The following is a 9012-nucleotide window of genomic DNA, read 5'->3' as shown; positions in this document are numbered from 1 at the left end:
CACCGCCGCGCCACCCGGTCCGCCGGGCGGATTCCCGCGCCCGGCCCGCGCCCGCCGCTCGCGATCCGCTCCCTAGGCGCCGAGCAGCAGCCGCCGGAGCTTCCGCACCGCGCTTTCCGGCGTGGTCAGCACCGGCCGGCCGGTCGCGGCCGCGACCAGCGGCGCCGCGCGCGCCAGGCTGAACTGGCCGAGCGCGATCGCGTCGCAATCGGCCAGCGCCTTCGCCGCCTCCGCCGCCAGCCGGTCGTGCTCGGCCACGTCGCCGCGGTCGAGCGCCGCCAGCGCCCCCTCGGCGAGCCTCGGCACCACCGTCACGCCGGGCGGGAATTCCGGCGGCATGGAATCGAGCGTGCCGGGGAAGGTCGCGAGCAGCCCGATCCGCGTGCCGCGCGTCACCGCCTCCTCGATCATCGCCTCGTTCGGCTTGAGCACGGGCAGCGGCGCGAGGTCGCGCGCGCAGGCCTCGATGCAGGGGCCGAAGGCGGAGCAGGTGAACAGGATGCCCTGCGCCCCGGTGCCCGCCGCGTAGCGCGCGAGCGTCAGGAACCGCCGCGTCATCTCCTCCGTCAGCCGCCCCTCGCGCGCGAGGTCGGCCGAGAGGCTGTCGTCGAGCAGGTTCATCAGCCGCGCCTCCGGCCAGAGCCTGGCGAAGGCGGCCTCGATCGGCGGCGGCGAGTGGCGCAGGGCGTGGATCAGGGCGATGCGCATGGCGGCGTGGCGGGCCTCAGGGCTCGGTGGTGCAGCGGCGGAGCGGCGCGGGGAACTCGGCGCAGTCGGTGAAGGCGATCTCGTCCGGCCCGCGGCGCTCCACGCGCAGCAGGTTCGGATTGCCGGAACAGCCGAAGCCGATGTCGGGCGGCGCGCGCCCGCCGAACCCGGTCACGCCGGGGACCGGCACCAGGCGGATCTCGAGCGCGCCGTCGGCGAGCGCCGCGACGGTCTCGATCAGGCGCTGCCGGTAGGCGAGGTCGAGCGAGGAGACACGCATGATGACGTCGCGGGTGAAGATCACGGTGGGCTGGGCGAAGCAGCCCGGCCCCCGCGTGTCGATCGGCGGGTAGAGGCCGCCGGTCCAGGCGCCGAACAGCCAGGCGTGGGGCAGCGGGCCGCGGCCGGCGCCCGGCTGCGCGGCGGTCCCGGCGGGGGCCAGCAGCGCCGCGCCCGTCCCCGCCGCGCCCCGCAGCAGGCCGCGGCGCGTCATGCGTTGCGATGGTTGCGGCCCCCTCATGCCTCCTCCCTCCGTCGCCGGCATCCCCCCGGGCGAGCAGGTGTAGCGCGGCCGCGCGCCGGACCCTACGCCGCCGCCGCCGCCGGCACCGCCCGCCGCGGCCCGTCGCGCACCGGCAGATGGACCAGCGCGGCGAAGGCGGCGGCGAGGATGCCGATCACCCACATCAGGTCGTAGCTGCCGGTGCGGTCGAAGACCAGGCCGCCGAGGAAGGCGCCGGCGAAGCCGCCGATCTGATGGCCGAGGAAGACCAGGCCGAAGATCGTCGCCAGCCAGCGCGTGCCGAAATTGCGCGCGCAGAGCGCGATGGTCGGCGGCACGGTGGACAGCCACAGCACGCCCATCAGCGCCGCGAAGACCAGCACCGTCCCGCTGGTCTTCGGCGCCGCGAGGAAGGCCGCCATCAGCACGCCGCGCGCGGCGTAGATGCCGACCAGCAGCTCCCGCCGCCGCCACCGCCCGGCGAGTTCGCCGGAGAGCAGCGAGCCCGCGATGTTGAACAGCCCGATCAGGCTGATCGCCGCCGCGCCGACGCCGAGCGGCAAGTGGCAGGAGGCGACGAAGCCGGGGAGGTGGACCGAGAGGAAGCTGACATGCAGGCCGCAGACGAAGAAGCCGAAGAACAGGCACCAGAAGCTCTGGTCGCGCAGCGCCGCGCCCAGCGCCGCGCGCGCGGTCTGCTCCGGCACGGCGCCGGCCGGGGCGCCGGCGGCGGCCGCGGCCGGGCGGTCGGCGAGCGGCAGGGCGAGCGGGATCATCAGCAGCGCCGCCGCCGCCATCGCGAACAGCGCCCCCTGCCAGCCCCAGAGCCCGATCGCCCCGCCGGCGAGCGGCACCACCAGGAACTGGCCGAAGGAGGAGCCCGCCGTGCCGAGCCCGGTGGCGCGGCCGCGCAGCCGCTCCGGCAACTGGCGGGCGAGCGAGGCGATGATGATCGGCATCCCCGCCGCCGAGACCGCCACCCCCATCACCAGGCCGGCGAAGAAGGTGAAGAGCGGCAGGCCCTCGGAGAGCGCCATGCCGAGCGTGCCGATCGCCTGCAGCAGCGCGCCGCCTGCGATCACCGCGCGCCCGCCGATGCGGTCCGCGACCTGGCCGCAGAGCGGCTGGAAGACGCCGTTGAGCAGCACCTGCAGCGCGATCGCGAAGGCGAAGCCGGAGGCGGACCAGGCGTGGGCCGCCGTCATCGGCGCCAGGAACAGGCCGAAGCTCTGGCGCAGGCCCAGGGCGAGGGCGGCGCAGAGCACGGCGGCGGCGATCAGGACGCCGGCGGCCAGGCGCGGCGCGTGATCGGGGGCGGACCCGGCCATGGGGGGAGCGACTCCGGCACGTTGGGCCGGAGACCATCCCAGGTCGGGGTGCGCCACAGCAAGCCCTGCATCGGCCGGGGCCGGCGCGGAGCCGCCATGCGGCGGACGCGGGGCTGTGCGCGCCCCCGCGGCCGCGCCTGGCGACGGTCCGCGGCGGGCGGTCGCGGCGCGCGGGACCGCCCGCCCGGACCGGGCGCGCAGAGGCGCGGGCCGGGCGCGCCGCCGGGGTCCGGTCGCTACCCTCCCCGCTGCGCCGCCTTCGCCTCGCGCCGCCGCGCCGTCAGGATGAACTCGGTGTAGCCGTTCGGCTGCTCGCGGCCCTTGAACACCAGGTCGCACGCCGCCTGGAAGGCGGGGCCGTCGAAGCGCGGCGCCATCGGGCGGTAGTTCGGGTCGGAGGCGTTCTGCCGGTCCACCACCGCCGCCATGCGCCTCAGCGTCTCCTCCACCTGCGCGCGCGTGGTCACGCCGTGGCGCAGCCAGTTGGCGATGTGCTGGGAGGAGATGCGGAGCGTGGCGCGGTCCTCCATCAGCGCCACGTCGTTGATGTCGGGCACCTTGGAGCAGCCGATGCCCTGGTCCACCCAGCGCACCACGTAGCCGAGGATGCCCTGCGCGTTGTTGTCGAGCTCCGCCTGCACCTCCTCGGGCGCCCAGTTGGTGTTCTCGGCGAGCGGGATCGTCAGCAGGTCGTCGAGCTTCGCCCGCCGCCCGCCGCGCGCGATCTCCTCCTGCCGCGCGGCGACGTCCACCTGGTGGTAGTGCAGCGCGTGCAGCGTCGCCGCGGTCGGCGAGGGCACCCAGGCGGTGTTCGCCCCCGCCCTGGGGTGGGCGATCTTCTGCTCGAGCATCGCCGCCATGGCGTCGGGCGCGGCCCACATGCCCTTGCCGATCTGCGCCCGGCCGCGCAGGCCGCAGGCGAGGCCGACGTCCACGTTCCAGTCCTCGTAGGCCCTGATCCAGGGCGTGTTGCGCATGTCGTTCTTGCGCACCATCGCCCCGGCCTCCATCGAGGTGTGGATCTCGTCGCCGGTGCGGTCGAGGAAGCCGGTGTTGATGAACACCACGCGGTCCTTGGCCGCGCGGATGCACTCCTTGAGGTTGACCGAGGTGCGGCGCTCCTCGTCCATGATGCCCATCTTGAGCGTGTCGCGCGGCAGGCCGAAGGCGTCCTCGACGCGCGCGAACAGCTCGTTGGCCCAGGCCACCTCCTCCGGCCCGTGCATCTTCGGCTTGACGATGTAGATGCTGCCGGTGCGGGAGTTCATCCGCCGGCCGCGGATGTCGTGCAGGGCGATGGCGACGGTGCACATCGCATCCAGGATCGTCTCCGGCGTCTCCCGCCCGTCGAGGAGCACGACGTCGGTCATCATGTGGTGGCCGACGTTGCGCACCAGCATCAGGCTGCGCCCGCGCAGCGTGATGCCGCCGCCGGCCGGGCGCTGGAACACCCGGTCCGGGTTGAGGCGGCGCGTCATCGTCCGCCCGCCCTTCTCGAACGTCGCCTCGAGGTCGCCCTTCATCAGGCCGAGCCAGTTGCGATAGACGGCGACCTTGTCCTCGGCGTCCACCGCGGCGACCGAGTCCTCGCAGTCCATGATCGTGGTGACGGCGGACTCGATCACCACGTCGGCGATGCCGGCCGGATCGTCCCTGCCGACCGGATGGGTCCGGTCGATGCGCAGCTCGATGTGCAGGCCGTGGTTGACGAAGAGGAGCGCGCTCGGCGCGTTGGGATCGCCGAGGTAGCCGACGCACTGGCCCGGGCGCGCGAGGCCGGTCTCGGCGCCGTCGCGCAGCGCCACGACCAGCGCCCCCTGATCGAGGCGGTAGCCGCTCGCGTCGCGGTGGCTGCCGCGGGCGAGCGGAACCGCCTGGTCGAGGATGCCGCGCACGCGCTCGATCACCTTGCGCCCGCGCGCGGGGTCGTAGCCCGGCTTCGGCGGGCCGTCCCAGGGGATGGCGTCGGTGCCGTAGAGCGCGTCGTAGAGGCTGCCCCAGCGCGCGTTCGCCGCGTTCAGCGCGTAGCGCGCGTTGGAGACGGGGACGACGAGCTGCGGCCCGGCGATCTCGGCGATCTCGGGGTCCACGCCGGTGGTGCCGATGTGGAAGTCGGGCCCCTCGGGGACGAGGTAGCCGATCTCCTGCAGGAAGGCGCGGTAGGCGGCGAGATCGATCGGCCGGCCGGGATGGTCGCGGTGCCAGGCGTCGATGCGCTCCTGCAGCTCGTCGCGCTTGCGCAGCAGCGCCGCGTTGCGCGGGCCGAGGTCGCGCAGGATCGCCTCGTAGGCGCTCCAGAACCGCGCCGGCTCGAGGCCGGTGCCGGGAAGCGCCTCCTGCTCCAGGAACTCGCGCAGGATGCGCGCGACCGAGAGGCCGCCGATCGTGTCCATGCGGGACGCTGTCGCTGCTGATGCCACTGTTTCCTCCGCTCCGGCGCCGACTTGCCTCACGCGCGGCGTGCCGCCTCCGGCCGGCGGCCGCCGCGCCCGCCGGGCGGTGTCTAGAGCCGATCGCGCCCGGCCGGAAGCGGCCGCGGGCGAGACACGGGGACGGAACGCCGCCCGGGCGATCCGCGCGCGCATTGACGGGCGTCGGACAACTTATGCGCGAATCTCGCGTTTCGCTTCGCCGGGAACGGATCCGGAGACGACGCGCCCGGACGTGCCCTGGACACGGGGCGAATTTTTGGTTCACAACGGGCCCGCAACATGCTTCCTAAACCAATAGATTGAATTTAGAGTGCCTCCAGCCGCCGGCCGGAGGGATGGCGCCGAGAACGATGGTGATGGACCTGACCCCTCCCCCGCGCGGGGCCGGACGCGGCGGCATCGCGCCGGAAGCGCGACCGCTGCCTGCGTCGACGGCCGTGCGGGACGCCGCGGCACGACGCCTGCTGCCCGTGCAGCCGCGCACCATGGTCGAGCAGGCGGCCGAGGCGGTGGTCGCCGCCGCGGCGCGGGGCGTCTTCCTGCCCGGCGACCGGCTGGTGGAGGCCGAGATCGCGCGCGACCTCGGCATCAGCCGGGTCCCGGTGCGCGAGGCGCTGCGCCTGCTGGAAAGCCAGGGCATCGTGGTCAGCACGCCCTACAAGGGCATGCGGCTGATGCAGGTGACCAACCGCGGCGTCGCCGAGCTGATGCGCGTCCGGCTCGCCCTCGAGACGCTCGCGCTGCGCGAGGCGCTGGGAAGCGGCCTCCCGGAGGAGGCGCGCGCCGCGCTCCGCCAGGCCATCGAGCGCCACCGCGCCGCCGCGGAAGGCGACGCGGCGGCCGCGGTCGCGGCGGACGAGGCCTTCCACGGCGAGCTCTGCCGCGCCTCGGGCAACGCCACGCTGTGCGCGGTCTGGCACAGCCTCGGGCGACAGCTCGCCGTGCTCTGGGGACTCTCCGCCCCGCATCGCGATCCCGCCGAGATCGCGCGCGAGCACGAGGCGCTGCTGGAGGCGCTCGCCGCGGGCGACGCCCTCCGCGCCGAGGCGCTGCTCGGCGAGCACATCGGCTGGCACCTGCGCTTCGATTTCGAGGCCGCCGTCGAGCAGCGCCGCCGCCAGCGCAGCGCGGCCTGAACCGGGCGCCGCCCGCCCCCGCAGGCCGGCCCGGGCACGGCGCAGCCGAGATCGCGCCCCGCGCGCCTGCCGCCGCGGCCGTGCCGCGACCTCGGCCCTTGCGGCTCAGCCGCCGCCGAAGGCGCCGAGCAGGGCCTCCACCTGCGCCGGGCTCAGCGTCCGCGCCCCCGCGCCGCGCAACAGCAGCGCGAGCCGCGCCGCCTCCTCCAGCTCCTCGGCTGCGTACACCGCCTCGTCCAGCGTCCTCCCGCACACCACCGGGCCATGGTTGGCAAGCAGCACCGCGCGCGCCCCGCCGCCCGCGGCCACGGCGATCGCCGGCGCCATCGCCGGGTCGCCCGGGCGGAAATACGGCAGCACCGGCAGCGTCCGCCCGACGCGCATGACGAAATAGGGCGTGAGCGGCGGGATCGGCGCCGTCTCGCCCGGCGCCGCCAGGCAGGCGATCGCCGTCGCATGGGTCGAATGGAGGTGCACCACCGCGCCGGCCTCCGGCCGCGCCTCCAGGAAGGCGCGGTGCATGGACACCTCCTTGGAGGGCGGATCGCCGGAGACGTGCCGCCACGCCCGGTCGAGCCTGCTGATCCGCTCCGGCTCCAGCCGGCCGAGGCACGAATTGGTCGGCGTGATCAGCACGCCGTCGGGCAGGCGCACGCTGATGTTGCCCGCCGAGCCGACCGAGAAGCCGCGGGCGAAAAGCGACCGCCCGTGCGCGCAGATCGCCGCGCGCAGCGCCTGCTCGTCCATCGCCCTCAGCCCTCCGCCGGAAGCATCGCGAACGCCCTGAGGAAGAAGTCGCGGGCGCCGAAATTGCCGCTCTTGAGCGCAAGGTGCAGCCCGGCCGGCTCGGCGTAGGTCCAGGGCACGCCGGGGTCTATCTCCGCCCCGATGCGCAAGGCGCGCACGCCGAGGCGCGAGACCACCGCGCCCGCGGTCTCGCCCCCCGCCACCACCAGCCGCCGCACGCCGCGCGCGACCAGCCCCTCGGCCACCGCGGCGAGCGCCTGCTCGACCAGCGCGCCCGCCGCCTCGCGCCCGAGCCGCGCCTGCAGCGCCGCCACCTTCTCGGGCGGCGCCGAGGCGGCGATCACCACCGGCCGGTCGGCGGCGAGCCTCCCCTCCGCCCAGGCGAGCGCCTGCGCCGCCAGCGCCGCCGCGTCCGGTGTCGCCAGCGGGTCGAGCTCGAGCGTCGGCACCGCGTCCCGCGCCAGGCCGATCTGGCCGAGCGTGGCGCGCGAGCACGACCCGGCCACCACCGCGGCGAGGCCGCGCGCGGGCGGCAGCGCGGCGGCCGCGGCGCCGCGCTCCGGCAGCAGCCCGGCGCGGCGGAAATTCGCGGGCAGCCCCATCGCCACGCCCGATCCGCCGGTGATCAGCGGATGCCGCTCCGCCGCCTCGCCGATGGCGAGCAGGTGCGCGTCCGTCAGCGCGTCCACGATCGCGTAGCGCCGGCCGGACTCCCTGAGCCGCGTCATCTCGCGCCGGATCGCCGCCGCGCCCTGCTCGACCACCGCATAGGGCACGAGGCCCACCGCGCCGTCGGTCTGCCGCCCCAGCACGCGCACCAGGTTCGGATCGCGCATCGGCGTCAGCGGGTGGTTCTCCATCCCGCTCTCGCTCAGCAAGACGCTGCCGACGAAGAGGTGCCCCTGGTAGATCGTCCGCCCGTTGGTCGGGAAGGCCGGGCAGGCCAGGGCGAGGCCGGCGTCGAGGCGCCGCAGCAGCGCATCGGCCACCGGGCCGATGTTGCCCTGGTCGGTCGAATCGAAGGTCGAGCAGTACTTGAAGAAGATCTGCCGCGCCCCGGCGGCGAGCAGCGCCTCGCAGGCGGCGAGGCTCTCCGCCACCGCCTGGCGCACCGGCGCGGTGCGCGACTTCAGGGCGACGATCACCGCGTCGGCCTCGGGCAAGGGCCCGTCGGGGACGCCGATCACCTGCACCGCGCGCATCCCCCCGCGCACGAGGGTGTTGGCGAGGTCCGTCGCGCCGGTGAAGTCGTCGGCGATGCAGCCGAGCAGGAGGGGCATCGGCGAGGTCTCCCTAGAGCGGCGTCCCGTCCTTGCGGCTGTAGCGCCACCGGCCGTCGGCGCCCATCTCCGCGCGCAGGTCGTCGTCCGGATAGGTCACGCGGTCGCCCGGGCTGCGGTCGCCGATCTCGAGATAGACCACGTCGCGCGCGGTGCGGTCGACCGGGTGGTGCGCCTCGCCGGTGCCCGCGGGGAAGCCCGCGCACATGCCGGGCCCGAGCGGCGCCTCGCCGGCATCGGTGACGAGCGTCGGCGTGCCCTCCAGCACATAGACGAACTCGTCCTGCGTGGCGTGGGCGTGGCGCAGCGCCGAGGCCGCGCCGGGGGCGAGGCGGGTCAGGTTGACGCCGAAATTCCGCAGCCCGGACAGGTCGCCGAGCGGGCGCTTCTCCCGCCCCTCGACCCTGCGCGCGAGGTCGGGCGGGTAGCCGGTGGCGCGGGCGCGCGGCGGCGCCTCCGCGGCGCGCAGGGCGATCGGGCGGTGCGGCGCGGTCGGCATGGGCGGATCTCTCCTGGCGGCGGCGCCGGGGACCGGCGCGCCGCCGCGCCCGTAGCATTCCCCGCGCCGCGCGGCGAGGAAAGGGGCGGCCGCCCCTTCCCGGCCGCGGCACCGCCCGCGCGCCCGCCGGGGCCGGGCAGCGGGGGCGGCCGAGCCCGCCAGGAACGGCCGGCGCGCCACCGGGCGTGCCGACCGGGCCGGCAGCGCAACACGGCAGGCCGCGCCGCGTTGTCTCCGCGTCCCTGGGGGAGAACGGACATGGCGGCCCCGGTTTCCGAGCAGTTGCTGGCGGCGGCGCTCGCCGGCGAGCTGGAGCGCGTGCGCGCGCTCCTCGGCCATCCCGGCGATCCGGTCGTGGACGGGCCGCCCGGCGGTCCCTG

General features: G+C 75.8%; 8 protein-coding genes. 1 reads left to right on the top strand and 7 read right to left on the bottom strand.

The genetic code is table 11. From position 1 onward, the window contains the following. Positions 1 to 72: 72 nt before the first annotated feature. The 4 genes from K1J50_RS17785 to K1J50_RS17770 all read right to left on the bottom strand — a co-directional run bounded on the left by K1J50_RS17785 (position 73) and on the right by K1J50_RS17770 (position 4931). The gene (locus K1J50_RS17785; RefSeq protein ID WP_220119099.1) at positions 73 to 708 is read right to left on the bottom strand and encodes an aspartate/glutamate racemase family protein; all 636 of its coding nucleotides are present in this window, start codon (positions 706 to 708) and stop codon (positions 73 to 75) included. 16 nt (positions 709 to 724) lie between these two features. After that, positions 725 to 1201 carry a hypothetical protein gene (locus K1J50_RS17780; protein WP_220119098.1) on the bottom strand — a complete coding sequence of 159 codons (477 nt, stop codon included), beginning with the start codon at positions 1199 to 1201 and terminating at the stop codon, positions 725 to 727. 92 nt (positions 1202 to 1293) lie between these two features. After that, the gene (locus K1J50_RS17775; RefSeq protein WP_220119097.1) at positions 1294 to 2538 is read right to left on the bottom strand and encodes an MFS transporter; all 1245 of its coding nucleotides are present in this window, start codon (positions 2536 to 2538) and stop codon (positions 1294 to 1296) included. A 236-nt stretch (positions 2539 to 2774) separates the two neighbouring features. Continuing rightward, the gene (locus K1J50_RS17770) at positions 2775 to 4931 is read right to left on the bottom strand and encodes a malate synthase G (RefSeq protein WP_220119096.1); all 2157 of its coding nucleotides are present in this window, start codon (positions 4929 to 4931) and stop codon (positions 2775 to 2777) included. A 509-nt stretch (positions 4932 to 5440) separates the two neighbouring features. Between K1J50_RS17770 and K1J50_RS17765 the strand changes: the two genes are divergently transcribed. Next, complete coding sequence (locus K1J50_RS17765; protein WP_220119095.1) at positions 5441 to 6106, top strand: GntR family transcriptional regulator; 666 nt, start codon at positions 5441 to 5443, stop codon at positions 6104 to 6106. A gap of 105 nt (positions 6107 to 6211) precedes the next feature. Here the strand turns inward: K1J50_RS17765 and otnC are convergent, their stop codons facing one another. Genes otnC through K1J50_RS17750 form a run of 3 tightly spaced genes read right to left on the bottom strand, consistent with a single transcriptional unit; the run spans position 6212 to position 8632 of the window. After that, complete coding sequence (gene otnC, locus K1J50_RS17760; RefSeq protein ID WP_220119094.1) at positions 6212 to 6853, bottom strand: 3-oxo-tetronate 4-phosphate decarboxylase; 642 nt, start codon at positions 6851 to 6853, stop codon at positions 6212 to 6214. A 5-nt stretch (positions 6854 to 6858) separates the two neighbouring features. Beyond that, a complete protein-coding gene (gene otnK / locus K1J50_RS17755) occupies positions 6859 to 8133 on the bottom strand; it encodes a 3-oxo-tetronate kinase (protein WP_220119093.1) in 1275 nt (424 codons plus the stop codon). A gap of 13 nt (positions 8134 to 8146) precedes the next feature. Further along, complete coding sequence (locus tag K1J50_RS17750; RefSeq protein WP_220119092.1) at positions 8147 to 8632, bottom strand: cupin domain-containing protein; 486 nt, start codon at positions 8630 to 8632, stop codon at positions 8147 to 8149. Positions 8633 to 9012 lie beyond the last annotated feature (380 nt).

Origin of the sequence: Caldovatus aquaticus, assembly GCF_019458025.1 — a bacterium.
Taxonomy (GTDB): Bacteria; Pseudomonadota; Alphaproteobacteria; order Acetobacterales; family Acetobacteraceae; genus Caldovatus; species Caldovatus aquaticus.
The sequence above is the reverse complement of the archived record's forward strand: the minus strand, read 5'-3'. Positions and strand labels throughout refer to the sequence as shown.

Coding starts and splice junctions, on each gene's coding strand:
- K1J50_RS17780 (WP_220119098.1), bottom strand. CDS start 1,201: ATGACGCGCCGCGGCCTGCTGCGGGGCGCGGCGGGGACGGGCGCGGCG.
- K1J50_RS17785 (WP_220119099.1), bottom strand. CDS start 708: ATGCGCATCGCCCTGATCCACGCCCTGCGCCACTCGCCGCCGCCGATC.
- K1J50_RS17775 (WP_220119097.1), bottom strand. CDS start 2,538: ATGGCCGGGTCCGCCCCCGATCACGCGCCGCGCCTGGCCGCCGGCGTC.
- otnC (WP_220119094.1), bottom strand. CDS start 6,853: ATGGACGAGCAGGCGCTGCGCGCGGCGATCTGCGCGCACGGGCGGTCG.
- otnK (WP_220119093.1), bottom strand. CDS start 8,133: ATGCCCCTCCTGCTCGGCTGCATCGCCGACGACTTCACCGGCGCGACG.
- K1J50_RS17770 (WP_220119096.1), bottom strand. CDS start 4,931: ATGGACACGATCGGCGGCCTCTCGGTCGCGCGCATCCTGCGCGAGTTC.
- K1J50_RS17750 (WP_220119092.1), bottom strand. CDS start 8,632: ATGCCGACCGCGCCGCACCGCCCGATCGCCCTGCGCGCCGCGGAGGCG.